The organism is Sorangium sp. So ce295 (genome assembly GCF_051527405.1).
In the GTDB taxonomy this organism is placed as follows: domain Bacteria; phylum Myxococcota_A; class Polyangia; order Polyangiales; family Polyangiaceae; genus Sorangium; species Sorangium cellulosum_B.
On the sequence record NZ_CP150324.1, the window covers coordinates 8,374,097 to 8,395,630 of the forward strand.

Sequence of the window (21,534 nt, forward strand, 5' to 3'; positions counted from 1 at the left end):
GCTATTGGCACTGGCTGCCTCGGCGCCGGAGAGGTCCTCGCGGAACATCTCGACGAGGGCGTTGTGCTCGAGCGTCGGCATGACGCTCGGCCTCGTGCACCCCCGCGTCTCTCACGCGGCTCCGGCGAGCAAGCGCTCGATCTCGTGCATCGTCTCGACGTCGTCGCCGACCATCGCCTTCATCGACCGGATCCTGCGGCTCACGATCGCGGCGATCTTGTCTTCGACGGTATCGTCGGCATACGCCCAGTAGACCTGCGCAAAGCGTCCATCGCGGTGGCAGCGGCCCTCGATCTGCGCCATCTGGATCGCCGACCACCGCAGATCGTGGATCACCGCCGAGCGCGGCACCTCGTTGTGCTCGCCCTGGTGGAGCGAGATCCCCTCTTCCACGGTGAAGAGCACCACGCGCGGCTCGCCGCGCTGGAAGCGGAGGCGCTCGGCCTCCTTCTCGCCGACCGGCAGCGCGCCGTGGATCAGCGCGCACGGGACGCGCTCCCGGGCCAGCGCGGCCTGCACGGCCTCGAGCGTCTCCATGAAGGCGACGGAGACCGCGACCTGATGCCCGTTGTCGAGCAGCTCACGCACCAGCTCCACGGTGCTGCCCACGCGGATGAGCGAGCTCTTCTGTCGCAGGCGCAGCATCGCGGCGAGCGCCGACCTCGGGTTCGCGCCCTTGGGCAGGAGATCCATCTCCCGGCGGAACGCGGTCCACGCCTGCGCGTAGAGCTCGCGCGCGGAGGCGTCGAGCTCGAGCGGGGTGAGGATGCGGTTGATCTCGGGCCAGCCGGCCACGTCCTCCGGGCGACGCCGCATCCCGACCGCGGGACGGCCGTCGAACAGGAGGGCACGCACCTTCTCGCAGTCCGCCGGATCGCCGCGCCAGTCCCACCTGCCGAACGCGCCGCGCGCGACCCCGAGCCCCTGGCCTTCGCACCACTGCTCGAAGTCCTTCAGATCCGCGGAGCGGCTCCCGGTCGCGCTCGCCAGGAGCGGCGCGAGATACGACAGCTCCAGCGGGTTCTGCCCGGCGGTGGCCGAGAGCCACAGCGCGAACCGTGCGCGTGCGTTGAGCTTGACCGCGAGCTTGGAGCGCGCCGCCGCCGGGTTCTTGCAGCGATGGCTCTCGTCCCAGATCACCACGTCGAACTCCGCGGCGCTGCCGGCGCGCGCGAGGCCCTTCTTCGATCGGATCCTTCGCCGCGCCTCCGGGGTCACCTCGAAGAGCTTGCCCAGCCGATCATAGTTGATGATCACGATCTCTTTGCCTGCGTCGCCCATGGCCTGGACCGTGCGGCGCCAGTGCGCGACGACGGCGAGCGGACAGACGATGAGCACCGTCGTGACGTCCGGCATCTGGAGGACCGCTGCCCAGGCGGTGATCGTCTTGCCGAGGCCGACGTCGTCGGCGAGGAGGAACCCGGCGCGCCCGGCGGCCTTCGCGGCGGCGATGGCCCGCACGCCGTCCAGCTGGTGCGGGCGGAGGAGGATCGCCCCGGCGGGGGCGGCCGGCGCGGGCGCGGGGTCGTCGTTGAGCTCGTGCTCGATGCGTCGCTCCCACGAGTACGGCGCGGCGCGGAACGGCGCGAGGGCCGGCGGGAGCGTCTCTGCGCGAACGACGAACACGCCGTGCTCCGCGTCCCAGCGCGCGCCGCTCGCGGACGCGACCGCGCGCATCGCGAACGGGACGTCGAGCACATGGGCTCGCTCCGGCGCCGCACGCGGAGCGGGGGCCGCTGGAGGGGCCGCTCTGGGAGCTCTGCGCGGGGCCGACACCGTTCGCTTGGCACGCATCGTCGTCATGACGCCCCTGATACCAGCGCGGACGCGCGCCCGCGCTAGAAGACGCCGCGCATGGCGGCGCCGAGGTGCAGGATCTGGAGCGGCGTGTCCGAGGGCGTGCGGAGGGGGCGGAGCTGGTATTCGAGGACGAGCGCGGGCTGCGCGTCCTCCTCGGGGAAGAGCACGAAATCGAGGCCAGCGCCCGCGTAGAGGTCGGCGCGAAGCGCGTCTCGCTCGCCGCCGACCTCACCGCCCACGCTCAGAAAGGGGTCGATCCGCTCGTAGGCCGTCATCTGGGCGAAGGCGAGCGGCCGGAGCTGGCCGCCGAGCGCGAGCACGCCGCCGCCGCGGCCCTCCACCTGCTCGTAGCGGAGCGCGCCGGCGAGCCCGATTCCGCGCACGCTCATCGAGGCGCGCAGGCTCACCCCGCCCGGCTCCTCCCAATCGCTGATCGCGCCAGTGGCGCCTATCTGGGCCTGGCCCCAGAAGCGGAGCTCATTGAGCGCCTCGACGACGGCGGAGCCCATGCCGGTGAACGCGGGCGCGGAGTCCGAGGCGCCCGCCGCGGCCGGAGACGCGAGCGCGGCGGCCATGGTCGCGGCGCCAAGCGCGCGCCCCGCAGGCGAGCGCGCGCGGACGAGGGGGCGCGGGAGGGCCTCGTCCAGGGTGGGCGGCGCGGCGGCGCTCATCGCGCGAGCCTATCACCGCTCGCGCGGGCGCCAGAAGGAGCCCTGCCCTTCGAGCGGCGCGCGGCGCAGCGCTCCGAGAACGGGATGAGCCCCCCCTGCCGCGGCGTTCTCCCATGATCATGCACGAACGAACGCCGCGCACCGCGATCGCGTGGCTCCTGCTCGCCGCCTGCACGCCCAGACCGGCGGGCGACGGCGAGCCCCCTCCCCCGCCCAGCGCCTCGAGCGCGGCGGCCCCGCTCCAGTGCGACGACACGCCTCCGCCCGCCCCCCCTGCCCTCGCGGCGTCGCCGGCGCCGAGCGCGGAGCCTCCGACGGCTCCCTACCAGCCGCCCCCCGACCCAACCGCGGAATCGACGGACCCTGCCCCGCGCAAGACGATCGGCACCTTCGACGACTGGGTGAAGGCGTACGAGGGGCTCGGCGTGCCCGAGGCGGAGAAGAGGCCTCCGCGGCTCCGCCTCGCCAGGGAGCTCGCCCTGGCGTCCGGGCGCATCGTCTTCGTGCGCTCGGGCGACGTCTTCACGATGGACCTCGCGACGGGCGTCGAGGCGCAGCTCACGCGAAAGACGCAGCGCAACATCGCGCCCACCTTCCTCGGCGATGGCCGGCGGATCGCCTTTCTCAGCAACCGCGACGGGATGGCCTGGCGCGTCTTTCTCATGAACGCGGACGGCACGGAGCAGCGGCCGATCACCGGCAAATTCGCTGCGTGGAATGGCGAGCCGTCGTTCGCCGTCTCGCAGGACGGCGCCCGCGTCGCCTACGTCGCCGGGGCGCGACCGCCTGCGGACGAAGGCCTGGAAGAGCTCCACCTCGTCGAGGTCGCGAGCGGCGACGACCAGCGCATCGGCCAGCCGGCGGCGCTGGGCGAATGCACGTTCTCGCCGGGCGGCGACGCGATTCATTGCGTCGCAGGCGAGTTCGACGCGGAGCACCTCCTCTCGGTGGACATCGCCACGAGGCGCGTCAGGCGCTTGCCGGACGCGGGCAACCACATGTTCAGCGCCGCCCGCTTTCTCGGCGATCGCCTGCTCTTCTCGGCGAGCGAGACGGAGGCCTTGTGCTGCCAGCGGTCGCAGCTCTACACGACGGCCCTCGACGGCACCGGGATCAAGGGGCTCGGCTCGTTCTGGGTCTCGGGCTCGATGCACCCGGAGGTCTCGCCGAAGGGCTCGAAGATCGCCGTCGCGTGGTCGGTCCGCGTGGGAGGGTTCGGCGCGGATACCTGGAACGAGATCACGCTGCTCGACGCGAACGGCGGCGCCGATCGCCCGCTCACCAGCGCGTTTCCACGCCCCTTCTACAGCGCCTACGGGCCTGCCTGGGCGCCCGACGATCACCACCTCGCCTTCACGCTCTCGTTATGCCCTTATTACGGCTGCGAGCCGACGATTCGAAGTGTCGTCGTCGTCGACACCCGGGACGCCAAGGCCGTGCCCGCGTTCATCGCCTACGGCGGCAGCGCGTCGTGGAGCCCCGTTCCCTAGAGAGACGCCCCTGCGTCGACAGCGCTGCACCGGCGGCTCGGGCCGCGGCGATGCCCTTGGTCGACGAGGGGCGCCGGGCCTCATGGCTGGCAGCTCGGGTAGAGGTTGAAGACACCCTCCGCGTCGAGCTTCGACGAGATCGACTCCAGGTACGACACACCGTCCGCGTGGCACGTCGGATGACCAGCGGCGTTCGTTACGCAGTCCGTCTCGTTCGGGAGCGAGCCCTTGCACGGTCCGAGGGGGGTGAGCTTGCACGTCGGCGACGAGTCGCAGATCCGCAGCTTCGCGAACGTGCTCCACACATCGCCGCACGCGAGCTGCGCGCCCTCATCCGCGCAGGCATAAGCGACTTCGTGACCCGGGACGAAGATGTTGCCGAACATCGTCGCGTCCGGGAACGTGTACTGCGCCGGGTTCATCCACGGCGCGTCCGCGAGGCCCGGGTGCTTGCCCACCATGCGGATCGGCACCTCCTCCTGGAAGGCGTTCAAGGTCTGGAGGAGACACGCCGTCACCCAGCGCTGCGGGGAGGAGAGGGACAGCGCCTGACTCCGCCACGGCGCCGCGAGGCCGAGCGCCCCCTTGTACACGTAGGAGGAGGCGCCCACCACGCCCGTCACCGTCATGTCCGGGCGGAGCGCGCAGCCCACGACATAGTGGAGGAGCTTGCGGCCCTGCGCTGTCTCCAGGAGCGGCGTGCTCGCGAGCTTGCCAGCGCCGTCCGCGAGCGGCGCCAGGGCGAGCCGCTGGAGCATCTGTATCGTCCGCGGCTCCCAGAAGAACTCCGGATCATCGCCGTTGGGAAAGACATACGCCTGCTCGACCGACGCCACATCGTCCTCGGCCGCGATGTCCCCCTCGTTGTCGTCGGCCGGCGCCGGCGTCACCACGCATCCAAGCGCGAACAGGCACGTACCGAGAAGCGCTGTAACCGGGGCTCCAAAGCTCGACATAATTTTCTCCTGAGGCGACGCGTGCGACGCGTTCTGACCGGCTATCTCCAGGTTTCGTGCCAGGCGGCCGGCCCCCTCCCGCACGGGACGCCGGCGCGCCCGTTCACGAAAAATTTCAAATCATATCCGATACTTACAATCTGGATCCGGCGCGAAGGCGGGCGCCAGGGGGCATCGGATGGAGGCGCTGCCCCTCACCCGCTGAGGCCCGGAGCCGCCATCCGATCCAGCTGAGCCGCGAGCCGCGCGAGCCGCGTGCGGAAGCCCGGCGCCTCGTCGAGCCGCGCCGCCGCTTCCTGGAGAGCGCAGGCCGCCTCCCGTGGCCGCCCGCCGGCGATCGCCATCTCGGCGCGCATCGAGAGCAGCTCGACGAGCTCGATGGCCAGGAGCCCGCCACGGCACCGCGACAGCACGTCCTCCCATGGATCGGCGCTCGCGGACGGCTCGCGCGCGCGGAGGCCCTGCTCGCAGAGCACCAGGTGGAGCGCGCGGTAGAACGCCCACAGCGAGGGCGCCGAGGGGTCGGGCGGGCAGCTCCGCTCGATCCACGAGAGGTGGCGGCTCGCCTCGTCGTGGCAGCGCCTCGAGACGAGGATGCGCGCAAGGAGCAGGGAGCACTCGGGCGCGGCGTGCTCGAAGAACCGCCGCTCGAGCACGTGCGCGCGGCGGGCCAGCTCCAGCGCCTCGTCCCCGTGGTCGCTCGCGTGGAGCAGCTCCGCCGCGTTCAGCGTCACGTGGCGCTCCAGGACGGGGTTTCCGAGCTCGCGCGCCAGCGCGATGGCGTGGCGCATGTCCGCCATGGCGAGGTCGAGCTCGCGCCGCATGGCCCTCAGCGGGATGCGGCAGGTGCAGGCGGCGCAGAGGTGAGGCCAGTCCTCGGCGGACGACGCCAGGGCGAACGTCTCGTCGAAGCGGGCGTTCGAGAGGTCGAGCTCTCCCAGCCACATCAAGGCCGGCGACAGCAGGAGGAGCGCGACGATCCTGGTCCCGTAATCGCCCTCGGCCTCCGCGCCGGCGGCGCCTCGCGTGAGCAGCTCGACGGCCTCGGCGACCCGGCCGCGCCGGAAGCAGGTGCGCCCCTCGGCGACGAGCACGCGGCCCTCGAGCGCGCGCGAGCGCGCGCCGAACCCGTCGACGAGCGCGCGCGAGCGCGCGCCGAACCCGTCGACGAGCGCGCGCGCCTCCCCGACGCGCTCGGCCGAGCGATCGAACTCGCCCGCCCAGTCGAGCGCGGCCGCCTCCTCGAGCAGCACGTCCGCGAGGGAGGCGTCGTCGCCGAGCTCCGCGGCCAGCGCCCGCGCGGCCGCGAGGTCGTCCGTGGCCTCGCGCGTCCGGTCGACGCGGTAGCGGCTCTTGCCCCGCCCCGCCAGCGCGCGCGCCCGCCGGCGGGCGTCGCCCGGCGCCGCGAACGAGAGCGCCGCCGTGTAGTGGCGGTCCGCCTCGACGTGGCGGTGCCGCGCGAACGCGAGATCGGCGAGCGTGAGGCACGCGTCCGCCGCCGCCTCCCGCGCCCCGCACCCGCCGGCGTGCCGCGCGAGCGGCGCGAGGAGCTCCGGGCGAGGCCCCTCCGCCTCCACCCTGGCCGTGAAGTACGCGAGCGCGCGCCGGTGGATCTGCGCGCGCTCCGCCGGGTCGAGCAGCTCGACCACCGCGTCCTGGAAGACGGCGCTCTGGAACGAATATCGCTCGCCCGCGCCGCGCTCCAGGATCCTGTGCTCGACGAGGGCGCCCAGGCCGTAGCCCGCGTCGATGGGCGTGCCGGCCTCCCCCGCCCGGGCGATCGAGTCCAGGATCTGCTCGAGCTCCGCGCGGGCGAACGAGTCGCCGAGCACCGCGCAGAGCCGGACGCACGCCGCGAGCTCCGGCGAGAGCGCGTCGAGCCGCCGCTCCGCGAGCCATTGCCACGCGGGCGACGGGGGGAGGTTGTCGAGCTCGGCCGTGGCGACGTAGTGGCTGCCGGCGTTCACGCGGCGCTTCACGAGGCCGGCCCGCTTGAGCGAGCGCACGAGCTCCACGAGGCACGCCGGGTTGTTGCCCGCCCAGCGCGCGAGCAGGCTCCGCGTCTCGGCAGGGGGGTACTCCGCCGGCCGCAGCAGCTCGGCGGCGAGCGCCATCGCCGCCGCGTCGTCGAGCGGCGCGAGCGCCGCGCGGTCGTGCCGCTGGGTGCGCGCGCCCCAGGCGCGGCGGACCTGCTCGAAGCGGGGGTGCGCGGCGACGAGCACCCACAGCGCGACGCCGGAGCCGTCGAGCGTGGCGTACTCGAGCGCGTCGACAAGCGCGTCGTCCGCCCAGTGCGCGTCGTCGACGATCACCGCGACCGGCCCGCGCTGGGCGCGCCGGCGCAGCGCCTCGCCGAGCGCCTGGACCACGCCGTGGTGGAGCGAAGCGGGCGCGCCGCGCGCGGGCAGCGGCGACCAGCCGAGCGCCGCCGCGACCGACGGCCACGTCGCCTCGCCGAGCGCGGCGCCGAGCCGCTCGCGGCAGAACGCGGCGACGTCCGGCGGCGCCTCCGCGGGCGCGTCGAGGACGCGGCCGAGGAGCTCCGCCGCGTCGCGCGCCGCGTCGCCGAGCAGCGGCTGCGCCGCGCGGAGCGAGACCACGAGCGCCCCGGCGTCGCAGCGGAGCGCCGCCGAGGCGGCCTCCGCCGCGAGTCGGCTCTTCCCGAGCCCGGTATCGCCGATCAGCGTGAACAGCGCCGGGCACGTGCCGTCGAAGGCCGCGCGCGCGCTCTCCGCGATCGCCGCGAGGACGTCGTCGCGGCCTGCGAGCGGGACCTCGATCTCGACGGACGGCTCGGCCTCGGCCGAGGCGGGCCGGCCGTCGCTGTCCTCGCGCGCCGGCAGGACGCGCTCGATCTCGGCGGAGAGGGCGACGCCCGACCACGGCTCTGGCGGCAGCCAGGTCTCGGGTCGCTCGACGGCGGCGCCGTACGCCGAGACGGCGCCGCGCGCCCTGCGGCGGAGGGTGACCGACGCGAGGTGCAGCGCCGCGCGCGCCCCGTGCTTCCCGGCGAGCTCGCGCGCGGCGGCGAGCGCGGCCTGCGCCGGGTGATCGGCGTCCTTGCCGGAGAAGACCGCCACGTAGCGGCTGCCGCGCTGCCGCGTGATGAACCCCTTGCGGCCGGTCACGGAGGCGATGACGGGCGACGCCGCGGCCGTCGTGTCGGCGACGAGCAGCACGACCGAGCTCCGCCCCCCGGCGATCAGCCTGGCGCTCGTCGAGTCCGCCGGCGCCGCGGCGCGCGCGGGCGGCGCGCCCGGCTCGGCCGGCGCCCCGGTCGGCGCGAAGGAGGCGCGCGCCGCGGCGAGGGCGCGCCGCAGCGAGGGCGCGTCCGCCGGGCGGCGCTCGCGATCCTTGGCGAGGCACGCCAGCGTGAGCTCCTCGAGCGCGGCGGGCACCGGCGCCAGCGCGCCCGGGCGCTCGGGGCGCAGCGTGAGGTGCGCATGCTCGAGCGAGGCGCCGTCGCCGGCGAAGGGCGGCCGCAGGGTGAGCAGCTCGAAGAGGATGACGCCGAACGCGTAGACGTCGGCGCGCACGTCGACCGCCTCGCCGCGGAACTGCTCCGGCGCCATGTACTCGGGCGTCCCCAGGACCACGCCGCTGCGGGTGAGCAGCTCCTCGCGCGCCGCGTCGCCAGGCGTGCGCTCGGCGCGCTTCGTGAGCCCGAAGTCGAGCAGCACGACCCGCTCGTCCGCCGCCGCGGAGCGGCGCTCGATGAAGAGGTTCTCCGGCTTCAGATCCCTGTGGATCGCGCCCCTGCTGTGAGCGGCCTCGAGCGCGGCGAGCACGGCGTCGGCCCGCGCCGCGACCCAGCCCGGATCGGGCGGGGCGGCGAGGCCGGCGAGCTCCGAGGCGAGGGTGCGGCCGAACAGCCGCTCCATCACGAGGTAGGGGCGACCATCGTCGAGCCGACCGCACCTGTGGAATCGCGCCACGTGCGGCGGGCCGATGCGCTCGAGCGCGTCGGCCTCCCGGCGGAAGCGCTCGTCCAGCATCGGCGTGGTGGACATGCCGACCTTGACGGCGACCGGGGCGCCGTCCTCGTCCGAGACCCCCGCCCACACGATGGCGAAACCGCCCTGCCCCAGGCGCTCGCCGAGCGAGACACCGGGGACGCTCGGCGGAGCGGGCGCGGAGGGCTCGCCGGGCGGCGGCGTCCATCCGTCGAAGGGGCACGGCGCCACGCCCTCGCGACGCCGGTGACACAAAGGACAGCGATGCACTCGGCCTCTCTCTGACGCAGGCGCGCGGGCGCGCTGACGCAAGGCGCGCAGGCGCGCCCGCGAGCGCGCACCATGCCTATGCTATCGTCGCGGACTAGCATGGTACACGTCGATGACGACACCATCCCCAGCGCGCCGCGCGGGGTGGTGAGCCCCACCGACGAGACGGTCACCCTCTCGGCCGGGGAGGAATCCACCGCGGGTGGCCGGCGCAGCGCCGAGGTGCCCTCGCGCGCCGGAGACTATGTGCTCCAGAGCGTCCTCGGCGAGGGCGGCTTCGGCGTCGTCTACCGCGGCGAGCACGCGACGCGCGGCACGAGTGCGGCGATCAAGGTCCTGCACGCCGAGCTCGCGCTGCACCCTGACGTGTGCCTCCGCTTCGAGCGCGAGGTGGTGGTGATGCAGCGGGTGCGGCACCCGAACGTGGTCGAGGTGCTCGACGTCGGCAGGCTCGAGGATGGCCGCCCCTACTTCGTCATGGAGCTGCTCGACGGCGTCAGCCTGGAGAGGCACCTCGAGGCCCGCGGCCGGCTCCCGCTGGAGGAGGCGCTCGCCCTCCTCGGGCCGCTCTGCAGCGCGCTCGACGCGGCCCACGCGCAGGCGATCGTGCACCGCGACGTGAAGCCGTCCAACGTCTTCCTGTGCTCGGGCGACATGCAGAAGCGCGGCCCCCGCGTGGTCCTGCTCGATTTCGGCGTGGCGAAGCTGCTCGACGCGCCCGGGCCCGCGCTGACCACGTCGCGGCACGTCCTGGGCTCGCCCTCCAGCATGTCGCCCGAGCAGCTCACGGGCCGCCCCGTCGACGCGCGGACGGACGTCTACGCGCTCGGCGCGCTGGCGTACGCGATGCTCACAGGAGAGCCGCCGTTCGCCGGCGCGTCGTTCCCGGTGCTGCGCCAGCTCCACCTCTTCGCGAGCCCGCCCCGCCCGAGCGCGCAGGCGCGCGTGAGCCCGTCGCTCGACGACGTGGTGCTGCGGGCGCTCAGCAAGGACCCGGCCGAGCGCCAGCCGTCGGCGGGGCAGCTGCTCACCGAGCTGCGCGCGGCCGTCGCGGCGCCGCGGGCGGCGGGCGGGGCGGCCGCGGCGCCGCGGCGATCGGCCATCGGCATCCACGTGGAGGTGCAGGCCGACCCGGGCGCGCTCGATGAGCCGACGCCGGAGCTGCTCGACGACTTCGAGTCCGTCCTGCCCTTCGCGCTCTCCGAGCTCACGAACGCGGGGTTCTCGACCGCGGTCGAGACGGGCACGACCGCGCTGGTCACGGCCGACCGGCCCCTCGATCCGGCGCGCGACCAGGCCGCGCGCCGCGATGCGCTCGGCGCGGCGCTGTCGCTGAAGCGGCGGCTCGAGGTGCGCGCGGGGCGCGACCGGCGGGTGCACGTCCGCCTCTGCGTGCACGTCGGCGAGCTCCAGGCGAGCGGCGAAGGCACGCTGACGGGCGGCGACTTGCTGGAGCTCTCCGGGTGGGTGCCCGAGGGAGCGGCGGAGGGGCTCTTCGCGTCGCCCGCCCTGCTCGACGGGCTCGGCGTCACCGCGCACCCCGCGCCCGTCTCGCCGGGGTCGAGCGCGCTGCTCCGGGTGCTGGACTCTTAACAGCGGGCGCAACCTTCGGCGCCCGCGCCGAGGCGGCCCCGACGCGGCGCTCCCCGGCGGGCGGCGGCGCGGGAGGCAGCGAAGCGCTGGCGCACCCGGATTAAGGCAGGATTAAGGTCCAGCGCGCAGATCGAGCAGCATCCTCGCGAGGATGAGCACCTCGTCATTCGCCTTGATTACGGTCGCTACCGCGCTCGCCCTGAGCGCGGCCTCGTGTGGCACCACGGTCGAGATCGGGCCCGGCGATCCGCCGCTGATCGACGGCGGATCGCCCCCCACCGGCGATGGTGGATCCTCGCCCGTCGCCGATCCCGGTGATGCCGGCGCTACGGTCACCGAGCCAGAGCCAGAACCCGAGCCAGAGCCAGAGCCAGAACCCGAGCCAGAGCCAGAGCCAGAACCCGAGCCGGACGGTGAGACCGCCCCGTTTCCCCCGCAAGAAATGCGTCTCGTGGCCGGTGGCGACAACACCTGCGTCGTGGGCATTCACGGTCACGTCGCATGCTGGGGCAGCGCCGAAACGGGGCAGCTCGGGCTGGGGAGCTTCGTGGATCACTCGACCCCGACCTGGATCCCCGACCTCGACGGCGTGGTGGAGCTCGCCATCGGCGACCTCGCGATGTGCGCGCGGCGGCTGGACGGCACCGTCTGGTGCTGGGGCATGAACTACCATGGCCAGCTCGGCGTGCCGACCGCCGACTGTCCTGGCCTCGGCTATCCTTGCAGCGCCGTCCCGGTGCAGGCGCCGGTCACGGGGGCCGTCGGCCTCGCCGCGGGCCGGCACCACGCCTGCGCCGTGCTGGCGCCGGACGGAGACGTCCAGTGCTGGGGTGCGGCGCCGCGGGTGGACGCCGCGGGGTTCCATGCGCTCTCCGTGGCGACGGGGTACGGCCATGCGTGCGTCCTGTTCGCGCCCGCGCGCGGGCAGGATCCGGTGAGCAACGTCGCTTGTTATGGCGACAACGGCGTGGGTCAGCTCGGGCTGGGCACGAGCCTGGACGTCGTCGCGTCCCGGCCGATCACGCGCGACGACGCCCTGGTCGGCTTCGTGCAGCTCGCCGCGGGCCACGACTTCACCTGCGGCATCGACAGCATCCAGCAGCTGTTCTGCTGGGGCCAGAACCAGTTCGGCGGCCTCGGCTGGGGCGTCGATGGCAAGGATTCCCCCGAGTGGTGCCCAGGAAACGGGCGTTGCGCCACGCAGCCAGTGCGGGTGGAGATCCCCTATGCGAAGCACGTCGCGGCGTACTACGAGCATGCGTGCGCGGTGGCGCCGCCCGGCGTCGTGTACTGCTGGGGAACCCCGTCGCGCACGAGCCCGGCGAGCGCCGGGGAGTGCTGGCCGGGGTCTCCAGATTGCGCGCCCATACCGCGGTTGGTCTCCGGCGTGGTGAACGCGGCCTCGGTCGCCCTCGGCAACGGCCACGCGTGCGCGCTCACCGGCGCGAACGACGTCTACTGCTGGGGGCTCGACACGCACGGCCAGCTCGGCCGCGGCCCGGGTGCGTCGTTCGAGGCGACTCCAGTGCGCATCCAGATCCCGTGGGAACCGAGGGACTGATTCCGCGCGTCAGAAATCCCGCCAGAAATATCGGTCGATGACGAGCGGCGGCCGGGAACAGGTGCGATTTTCGTAGCTTCCGCCTGTTTCGCCGCCGAAGGCGGCTCCGGTGTGGCCCAACGGAGCGCCCTCCGCCGCCGCATCGCCCGCGGTGAAGGGCCTGCGGCATCACCGATCGGGGTCGGCGCCTGGCCTGGCGGCAGAGCGCCGAACGAGTCTCCTTCGCTCGCCGCTCCGTGGCCGGGCCCTTCGATGCGCTGCCGCCTGTGTCGGGCTCGTGCCTGCGTCCCCGCACTCTGCCGGCCCAACGCTGGAGTTCAGCTGCGTGGGCGCACGGATGGGGCTTCCCCGGTCGCGGAGCGTTGCGCGCCCACGTCAGCTGCAACGATCCGTTGGGCAGCGGCGAGCGATCGAGAACGAGGGCAGCGAGCGCGCGACGACCGAGACCGGCAGACGGCCAGTGACGTTCTGACCGTCAATGGTGACATCGTCGTCGGCTACGTTCGCTGCTCCGATCGCGACGGCGCGGAGGACGATGGCCCGGCCAAGCATGGCCGTTCCTGGAAGCCGCCTGGCCGGGGAGCGGCGGACGCGAACCAGCGCTCAAGCGCGTCCACTAACCCCTCGACCTCTCCCACGTCGCCGGCCCAAGCAATGCACCCGTCGGGGCGGATCAGCATCGACGGGCCTGGGTCGGCCGGTAAGCAGCGCACCCGCGTGAACCCAGCGGCGAGACCGGCCGCGTGCCCGTCAGGAGACGCGTCGAGCAATATGCCTTCGCCTTCCGCCATCTCCGCGAACAGCGATGTTCGAGCGTCGGCGCGGCCGACCGGGCGATCGCCGGTGAGGCGTCCGACCAGGTCTCGCTCGGCGCCGAGGTCGTAGCGCGTGGCCAGACCGCTCGTCAGTCCGTCGAGATGGCCATTCACGGCGTCGATCTCCATCAGCTTCGCGAAGATCTGCCGCATTGCGTTCGACTGCGGGTCGGACCGCGTGAGCGCGACCTGGGCGAGCGTGTTGGCCAGCACGGCCTCGGCCACCGGTCGCCGCTCGGACGTGTAGCTGTCGAGCAGGCTGTCCGGCTTGTCGCCGCGAACGACGGCGGCGAGCTTCCAGCCGAGGTTGGCCGCGTCGACCAGCCCAAGGCTCAGCCCCTGGCCGCCCAAAGGCGAATGGATGTGCGCCGCATCACCCGCGAGCAGGACGCGATCCCGGCGGTACGTGTCGACCAGACGTGCGCTGTCCGTGAAGCGATTCGCCTGCTCCATCGCCGTCACGCGGACATCCGCGCCGCTGATTCGGCGCAGCACGCCTTCGATCTCCTCGCGCGTCACGGGCGCATTGCGATCAGCCGGCGGACCGCTGAAGTCGTGCATCGCAAGCCAGCGAGGCCGAGGTCCGTTCATGACGACGCCCTCCGGCGTGCGGGTCGACCCGCGCGGCAGGCGCTCGGGGTGGTCGAGGTCGAGCACGGCCTGGTACATGAATTGGCTCGGCGGCGTACCGGGGAAGGCAAATCCGGCCATCTTGCGGATCGAACTGCGCCCTCCGTCACATCCGACCAGCCAAGCGCAGCGCGCATGCTCCGACCCGTCCGGGCAAGCCCAGTGGAGCGCGACGCCATCGTCATGCTGGTCCAAGCCCGTGACCTCGCACCCGCGCCGTACCTCTATGCCGAGCGCGGCCGCCCGCGCGCCCAGGATCGCCTCCACGCCCTGCTGGTTCCCCCAGAGCATGCGGCGTTCGGGCTCGCCCGCTGCTTCTGATCGGAGAGGGAGAAGGGCGAAATGCCCCCTGGACCTGTGTGCCTGCGCCCGCCTCTCTACGCCCACCGGTCCCATGGCCGCGAAGTGGCGATCCTCCGCCTCGGCGAGCGCTGGGCCCATGCTCCGGCGCTGGAGCGCCTCCACGCCGAGCGGTCCGACTGCAGTCCCCTTCAGGGCGACGCTTGGCGCAGTGAGCCGCTCGAGCACCATCACACCGGCGCCGCCCAGCTTGAGCTCGATCGCGAGCAGGAGCCCGACCGGCCCGGCGCCTACAACCACGACATCGACCTGCTTGTCCATCGGCTATGAATCCATCGAGTACCACGTACAAACACCGATCAGCTATCGGGACACAGAAGGCACTGAGAAGATGTGAGTCTGTCCAGCTATCCGTCGATTGGTCAGCCGAGGCCGCCGGACCAGGTCTATCTAGCTCGTCGCCTCTTGTGACCTCCCCCACGGAAAGTCTCACGGATCGGCTCTGCGCCGCCAGGCCCCGATGCTGTCCAGCGCCGTAGGGTAGAGCCGTCCAACTCCGGCGGCAGTCGCCGCCTTCCCGGGGGGGGCGGGGGCGCCTGGAGGGGCGCGGCGGGCGCACAGCCGGAGGTGTCGCGCCGCCTCGTGCCTGGGTGACACGGCGCGGCTGCCTCATCGGGACGTTGCCGGACACAACCCGGTCCGCTCACTATGCATCATCAAGCTCCCCACTCCGTGTTCCCAATGGGTGGATTGAGGTTCCGCCGCCCGCGTTCTTGACCTTGTCGTTGATCCTCCGGGCCATGCATTGGGCACCGTCCACGAAGGCGACGATCGAGCGCTTCCGCGCGCTGCTGCATGAGAGCTCGGTCGAGTGGTGGACGGCGACGGCGTTTGCGAGCCAGCGTGCGGGGCAGATCCTGCCGCGATGCCATAGACAGGGGGCCGCGGTGTGGGTGGCGGCGTGTGCGCTGGGGATCCGCGGGCGTAAGATGGGGAAATGGACGATGTTCGGCGCCTCGCCCGCTCAAAGCGATGGCGACGCGCGCCGACTATGGCAGCATCCATCGCACATTCCCGTAGTAGGGCTCCTGTGGACACCACCATTCCCGTCTACTCCGATCCAGGGGCTTCGTCCCGTTACGCCATTATCGAGGTCCTCTACGAGGGTTCAGACACCCTTCTTTACCGGGGTGTGCGCGAAGACGACGGCCTTCCCGTGGTGCTCAAGGTCCTCCGGCGCGATCACGCGAGCCCTCGCGCCCTCGAGCGGCTGCGCCACGAGTACGAGGTCGCCCGGGCGCTCGAGACCACGGCCATCGTCAAGCCCTATGCGCTCGGAACGCTCGGCGATCAGCCGGCGCTCGTCCTGGAGGATTTCGGCGGCGTGTCGCTCGATCGGCTCCAGGACTGGCCGATACCTCTACCTCTCGAGCGCTTCTTTCCCGTCGCCGTCCGCTTGGCCGAGGCGCTCCGCGCGCTGCATCGACACGGCGTCGTCCACAAGGACATCAAGCCTCAGAACGTGCTCCTCAACCCCGCCACCGGCGAGGTGAAGATCACCGACCTGGGGATTGCGTCCCGGATACCCCGCGAGCTCCAGCATCTCGAGCACGTCGGACTCATCGAGGGGACCCTGGCCTACATGGCCCCGGAGCAGACAGGCCGGATGAACCGCTGGATCGACGAGCGGACCGATCTCTACTCCCTCGGCGTCGTCTTCTACGAGATGCTGACGGGCGCTCTGCCGTTCCGGGCCAGTGATCCCGTCGAGTGGGTCTATTGCCACATCGCCCAGAAGCCGGTCCCGCCGCACGCGCTCGTCTCGTCGATTCCCCCGCTCCTGTCGGAGGTCGTGCTCAAGCTGCTCTCCAAGGCCGCCGAGGAGCGTTACCAGAGCGCGGCCGGCCTGCGGCACGATCTGGACGAGTGCTTCGCGAGGTGGCGGACGAGCGGCGCCATTCCGCCCTTCGCGCTCGGGGAGCGCGACGTCTCCGACCGGTTCCAGGTGCCGCAGCGGCTATACGGGCGCGAGCGCGAGGTGGAGGCGCTCCTCGCCGTGTTCGAGCGGGTGGTGGCGCAGGGCCGGCCAGAGCTGGTGCTGGTGTCGGGCTACTCGGGCATCGGGAAGTCGTCGCTGGTCGCCGAGCTGCACCGGCCGATCGTGAGGGAGCGGGGGTTCTTCCTCGCCGGCAAGTTCGATCAAACCGCGAGGGACGTCCCCTACCGCGCTTTCCATCAGGCGTTCCGGGCGCTTTTGCAGGAGATCCTCTGCGCGAGCGAGGAGCAGGTCGAGCGCTGGAGACAGCGCTTCCGGGAGGCCCTTGGCTCGCACGGCAGGCTGCTCGTTGACGTGCTCCCCGAGCTCGGGCTGCTCCTTGGCCCGCAGCCGCCCGTGCCCGAGCTGCCGCCCGCCGAGGCGCAGAGCCGGCTGCTCGCGACGCTTCAGCGCGTCGTCGCGGCGTGCGCCCAGAAGGAGCACCCCGTGGCGCTCTTCCTCGACGATCTGCAGTGGGCCGACGCGGCCAGCCTCCAGCTGCTCGAGCAGCTCGCCACCTACGCCGGGCCCGCGCACCTGCTGCTGATCGGCGCATACCGCGACAACGAGGTCGGCCCCGCACACCCGCTGCGGCTCACGCTGGCGGAGGCGCGGAAGCGCGGCGCCACCGTCTCCGAGCTCGTCCTCGATCCGCTCTCCGCGGCCCACGTCGGGGCGCTCGTCGCCGAGACTGTCCACGCGCCGCACGCGCCCGCAGAGCAGGTCGAGCCGCTCGCGCGGCTGGTCTACGAGAAGACCGGCGGCAACCCGTTCTTCGTGCTCCAGTTCCTGATCGCGCTGCACCAGGAGGGGCTCATCGCCTTCGACGCGGAGCAGGGCAGGTGGCGGTGGGACATCGCCGCGATCCGCGACAAGGGGTTCACCGACAACGTCGGCGAGCTGATGGCGGGCAAGCTCAGGCGGCTCTCGGCCCCGACGCGGGACGCGCTCACGCTCGCCGCGTGCCTCGGCAGCAGCCTGGACCTCGACACCCTCGCGGTGGTCGCGGGCCGTCCGGCGGCGGAGCTCCGCGACGCGCTCGAGGAGGCCGTGCGGGAGGGGCTGCTGCTCCGCCGGGGCTCGGCCTATCGATTCCTCCATGACCGGGTACAGCAGGCCGCAACCTCCCTCATCTCGGCGGGACAGCTCGCCGAGATGCACCTGGGGATCGGGCGGCTGCTCCTCAGGGCGCAGCGCGCGGAGGAGCGCGACGAGGCGCTCTTCGATCTCGTCGGCCACCTCAACCGCGGCGCCGCGCTCATGCATTCCCAGGCGGAGCGGGACGAGGTCGCGGCGCTGAACCTCCGCGCCGGCAGGAAGGCCAAGGCGGCGGCGGCCTTCCAGACCGCCGCCGCGCTCTTCGCCGCGGGCCTCTCGCTGCTCGCGCTGGGCTCCTGGGAGACGCAGCACGAGCTGACCTTCGAGCTGACCTTCGAGCGCGCGCACTCCGCGTACATCACCGGCGGCTTCGACGAGGCCGAGCGGCTCCTGAAAGAGCTCATGGAGCGCGCGAGGACCCGGCGCGAGACGGCCGCCGCCGTCGAGCTCGCCGTTGCCTTCTACCAGACCCGCGGGCAATACGCCCGCGCGGTGGAGATTGGCCTCGCGTGGCTCCGCGCCTGCGACATCGATCTGCCGCTCCACCCCGCCGGCGCACAGATTGACAGGGAGACCGAGAGCGTCTGGCAGGCCCTGGGCGACCGCGTCATCGAGGACCTGATCCATCTGCCCCCCATGACGGACCCGGAGATCGAGATCACGATGGACGTGCTGCAGCGTATGGTCCTCCCAGCGGTCTTCGTGGACCCGGACCTGCACGTCCTCGTCGTCCTGCGCATGGTCAAGCTCAGCCTGCGCCACGGCAGCGCCGAGAGCTCCGCGTATGCGTACACTGCCTTCGCGAGGGTGATCGGCCCGAGGTTCGGGCGATACCAGGAGGCCTATCGGTTCGGCAAGCTCGGCCACGACCTGGCGGATAGGAGCGGCCTCCTCACCACGAAATCGGTGGTGTTCAACCTCTTCGGACAGCATGTCGTCTTCTGGACACGCCACTACAGAGAGACGTATCCGTACACGCGCGCCGGCTTCAGCGCCGCGGTCGAGTCCGGCGATCTGAACAACGCGTGCTTCAGCTGCCTCTGGGCCGCGGTGTTCCGGCTGCTCTCTGGCGAGCCGCTGGAGGACGTGCTCCGCGAGGTCGACGAGCGCCTCGGCTTCGTGCGCAGGGCCGGTTACGCGTTCGCGCACATCGCCCTCCTCAGCGACCACGCCATGATCCAGACGCTGCGCGGGAGACCGGTCCGCTTCTCGATGCTGGACGGGTCCGATCTGGATCCGCCGGCCTTCGAGGCGCAGCTGGAGGAGGGGGATCTGCAGGGCGTTCGCGCTCTCTATTACAGCTTGAAGGCGCAGGCGCTCTCCGTCCTCGGCTCTCCCAGAGAGGCGTCCGCGGCGGCGACCCGCGTGATGGTCGAGCACCCCTTCAGGATCGCGCCGTACCCGCTCATCGCCGAGAACTTCTACTATCTCGCGCTCGCGCTCGCGGCCCTCTTCAACGAGCCGCACGAGGCCTCCCCGCCGCAGGCGCTCCCTGAGCGGCTCCTCGAATGCGAGCGGCAGCTCGGCGAGTGGGCCAGGAGCGGCCCCGACAACTTCCTCCACAAGCACGCCTTGGTCCGCGCCGAGATCGCCCGGCTCCGTGGGCAGGACCTGGAGGCCATCGGGCTCTACGAGCAGGCCATCGCGGCGACGCGGCAGGGCGGCTTCGTCCAGCACGAGGCCATCGCCTGCGAGCTCGCCGCTCGGTTCTACCGCGCGCGCGGCCTCTCCACGTCCGAAGGCGCCCACCTGCGAGAGGCCCGCGCCGCCTACGTCACGTGGGGCGCCCACGCCAAGGTGGAGCAGCTCGATCAGCGCTACCCCCACCTCGCCCCGCGCAAGCCGATCGCCCCCACCGTCACCTTCGCCGTACGGGCCGAGCAGTTCGACGTCCTGCCGGTGGTCAAGGCCTCGCAGAGCATCTCCGGCGAGCTCAAGATCCCGCGCCTGCTCGAGACGCTGCTTCGCCTCGTGGTCGAGCACGCGGGCGCCGAGGAAGGCTGTGTCCTCCTGGTCCGGGAAAATCGCCTGTGGGCTGCGGCGATCGAGACGCCAGGGGGCGCGGTGCGGCTGCTCGATGCGGACGAGGCGCAGTCGGCCGCGCTGCCAGAGGCCGTCCTCAACTACGTTCGCCGGAGCCACGAGCGCGTGCTGCTCGACGACGCCGCCGCCCGGCACCCCTTCATGGAGGACGAGTATTTCCGGCGCAAGCGCCCGAAATCGGTGCTGTGCCTCCCGATCCTGCGCGAGGCCCGGCTGCTCGGCCTGCTCTACTTGGAGAACAACCTCGTCTCCGGCGCCTTCACCCCCGGGCGGCTCAGCGTCATCGAGCTGCTCGCCTCGCAGTCGGCCATCTCGCTGGAGAACGCCCTGCTCTACGCCGAGCTGGAGCAGGAGAACGCCGAGCGGCGGCGAGCGGAACAGGCGCTCAAGGCCAACCAGGAGATGCTCCAGGCCGTCGTCGACAACTCGGCGGCGGGCATCTATCTCAAAGATCGCGAGGGCCGGTTCCTGCTTGCCAACCGGCAGGTAGGCACCCTCCTGGGCGTGCCGAGCGAGCAGCTCCTTGGCAGGACCGATGCCGAGCTCTTTCCCGCTCCCGTCGCCGAGATGATCCGCGAGCACGACCGGAAGGTGCTCGAGGCGGGCGCGCCGATGGAGTGGGAGGAGGAAGTGCCGCTGGAGGACGGGCCGCACACGTTCCTGTCGGTCAAATTCCCTCTCGGCGAGGGGCCCGCGCCCCGCGCGCTCGGCGGCATCTCCACCGACATCACCGAGCGCAAGCGGACCGAGCAGGCCGTGCGCTTCCTGGCCGAGGCGAGCTGCAAGCTGATGACGCTGGGCTACGGCGCGACGTTCGAGAGCGTGGCGCAGCTCCCGGTGCCGGAGCTCTCGGATCAGTGCGTCATCGAGGTGCTCTTCGAGGGCAGGACGCCGGGCTGGACGGTCGCTGCCGGGGTGCCCGGCGAGCAGCTGGAAGCGCTGCAGAACGCGCTGCGCGTTCTGGCGGAGGCGTCGCCGGCCGGATCCGAGGGCGAAGAGGGCCGCGTCACGCCGCTGCTGCAGCAGGTGCGTTCGCTCGACCCGCGGGTCAGGCCTCTCTGGGAGCAGCTCGGCGTTCATGAGTTCCTGCGGGTTCCGCTGGCCGCGCGCGACCGGTACTTCGGCGTCATGACCCTGCTGGCGACCGCGCCCGAGCGCCCTTATGGCCCCATTGAGCTGCGGCTGGCCGAGGAGCTGGGGTGCCGCGCGGCGCTCGTGCTCGACAACGCCCGCCTGTACACCGAGGCCCAGGAGGCGATCCAGCGGCGGGACGAGTTCCTCGTCGTCGCCTCCCACGAGCTCAAGACCCCGCTGACCACGCTGCAGATGCAGGTGCAGAGGGGCGAGCGCCTGCTGCGCCGCCGCTCGTTCGCGGACGTCCCCCCGGAGCGGATCGAGGCGATGTTCCAGATCCTCGGTCGCCAGACGTCGAGGCTCGGGCGCCTGGTCGACGAGCTGCTCGACGTCACGCGGCTGAACGCCGGGCGGCTGACGCTCGCGCGGGCGCCGGTCGATCTGGCGGCGCTGGCGCGCGAGGTCGTCGAGCGGATGCGCCCGCAGCTCGCGGCGTCCCACTGCCGGACGCAGCTCGAGCTGGAGGAGCCCGTGGTCGGGTGCTGGGATCCGTCTCGCATAGAGCAGGTCATTATCAATCTCCTATCGAACGCGATGAAGTACGGCGCAGGCAGGCCTATTCTCGTCGGCGCGCGGCGGCAGGCCGATCGCGCGCTGCTCATCATCCGGGATGAAGGGATCGGGATCGGGGCGGCCGATCAGGGCAGGATCTTCGAGCGCTTCGAGCGCGCGGTGTCGGTGCGCAACTTCGGCGGCCTCGGCCTCGGGCTCTACATCGCACGCTCGATCGTGGCGTCGCACGGCGGATCCATCCGGGTGGAGAGTAAGCCGGGTGCCGGCGCGGCGTTCGTGGTGGAGCTCCCGCTGAACCCGCCGGAGGCGGAGGAGCGCGGTGTCGCGCCGGCCTAGCGCACCGATCACGCTGGAGTCCCGAGGAATCAACAGAATGGAAGAGAAACCGCAAGGGGCGCAAGGGGAAGGAAAATGAATATTTCGTCTCTGGTCCCTTGCGCCCCTTGCGCCCCTTGCGGTTTCTCTCTGTCCGCATTCCTTGCCCTTGGAGCTTGCTTCCTGGCAGCTCGGCTGGGCATCGCAACTCATTGAATCCAAACAACTTTCAACCTGTTCGGTGCTCAAGCCCTACTTTCTACATTTGTACGCCCCGGGAGCCGCCGCGCTCGCACGAGTTCCTCGTGGCCCTGGACACTGCAGCCGTGCTCCTTGACCTCCGCGCCCGCGCCACTG

10 protein-coding genes are annotated in these 21,534 nt (G+C 72.2%); 4 read left to right on the forward strand and 6 right to left on the reverse strand.

Translation table 11 applies throughout. The annotated features are described in order from the left end of the window. Window positions 1–111: 111 nt before the first annotated feature. Both WMF11_RS31520 and WMF11_RS31525 read right to left on the reverse strand, forming a co-directional pair. Complete coding sequence (locus tag WMF11_RS31520; protein ID WP_437973378.1) at window positions 112–1,698, reverse strand: SNF2-related protein; 1,587 nt, start codon at window positions 1,696–1,698, stop codon at window positions 112–114. A gap of 140 nt (window positions 1,699–1,838) precedes the next feature. Beyond that, window positions 1,839–2,471 carry a hypothetical protein gene (locus WMF11_RS31525; RefSeq protein WP_437973379.1) on the reverse strand — a complete coding sequence of 211 codons (633 nt, stop codon included), beginning with the start codon at window positions 2,469–2,471 and terminating at the stop codon, window positions 1,839–1,841. 119 nt (window positions 2,472–2,590) lie between these two features. Here WMF11_RS31525 and WMF11_RS31530 point away from each other — a divergent pair, with 119 nt between their 5' ends. Further along, window positions 2,591–3,961 carry a TolB family protein gene (locus WMF11_RS31530; RefSeq protein ID WP_437973380.1) on the forward strand — a complete coding sequence of 457 codons (1,371 nt, stop codon included), beginning with the start codon at window positions 2,591–2,593 and terminating at the stop codon, window positions 3,959–3,961. 80 nt (window positions 3,962–4,041) lie between these two features. Here WMF11_RS31530 and WMF11_RS31535 read toward each other — a convergent pair whose 3' ends face one another. Together WMF11_RS31535 and WMF11_RS31540 are read right to left on the reverse strand one after the other, a co-directional pair. Continuing rightward, the gene (locus tag WMF11_RS31535; RefSeq protein ID WP_437973381.1) at window positions 4,042–4,851 is read right to left on the reverse strand and encodes a hypothetical protein; all 810 of its coding nucleotides are present in this window, start codon (window positions 4,849–4,851) and stop codon (window positions 4,042–4,044) included. Window positions 4,852–5,111: 260 nt separating this feature from the next. Then, on the reverse strand, window positions 5,112–9,101 hold the full coding sequence (locus tag WMF11_RS31540) for a protein kinase domain-containing protein (protein WP_437973382.1): 3,990 nt from the start codon (window positions 9,099–9,101) through the stop codon (window positions 5,112–5,114). A gap of 138 nt (window positions 9,102–9,239) precedes the next feature. Between WMF11_RS31540 and WMF11_RS31545 the strand changes: the two genes are divergently transcribed. Next, entirely contained in the window at window positions 9,240–10,733 is a 1,494-nt protein-coding gene (locus tag WMF11_RS31545; protein ID WP_437973383.1) for a serine/threonine-protein kinase, read from the forward strand. Window positions 10,734–10,896: 163 nt separating this feature from the next. Here the strand turns inward: WMF11_RS31545 and WMF11_RS31550 are convergent, their stop codons facing one another. Beyond that, window positions 10,897–11,289, reverse strand: coding sequence for a hypothetical protein (locus tag WMF11_RS31550; protein ID WP_437973384.1), 393 nt, complete (start codon window positions 11,287–11,289; stop codon window positions 10,897–10,899). On the opposite strand from WMF11_RS31550, the gene WMF11_RS31555 reads away from it, so the two are divergent. Beyond that, complete coding sequence (locus WMF11_RS31555; protein WP_437973385.1) at window positions 11,281–12,294, forward strand: RCC1 domain-containing protein; 1,014 nt, start codon at window positions 11,281–11,283, stop codon at window positions 12,292–12,294. The two genes, WMF11_RS31550 and WMF11_RS31555, sit on opposite strands and share 9 nt — an antisense overlap. A gap of 497 nt (window positions 12,295–12,791) precedes the next feature. Here the strand turns inward: WMF11_RS31555 and WMF11_RS31560 are convergent, their stop codons facing one another. Next, window positions 12,792–14,360, reverse strand: coding sequence for an FAD-dependent monooxygenase (locus WMF11_RS31560; RefSeq protein WP_437973386.1), 1,569 nt, complete (start codon window positions 14,358–14,360; stop codon window positions 12,792–12,794). 769 nt (window positions 14,361–15,129) lie between these two features. Between WMF11_RS31560 and WMF11_RS31565 the strand changes: the two genes are divergently transcribed. Then, entirely contained in the window at window positions 15,130–21,198 is a 6,069-nt protein-coding gene (locus WMF11_RS31565) for an AAA family ATPase (RefSeq protein ID WP_437973387.1), read from the forward strand. The last annotated feature ends 336 nt before the right edge of the window (window positions 21,199–21,534 follow it).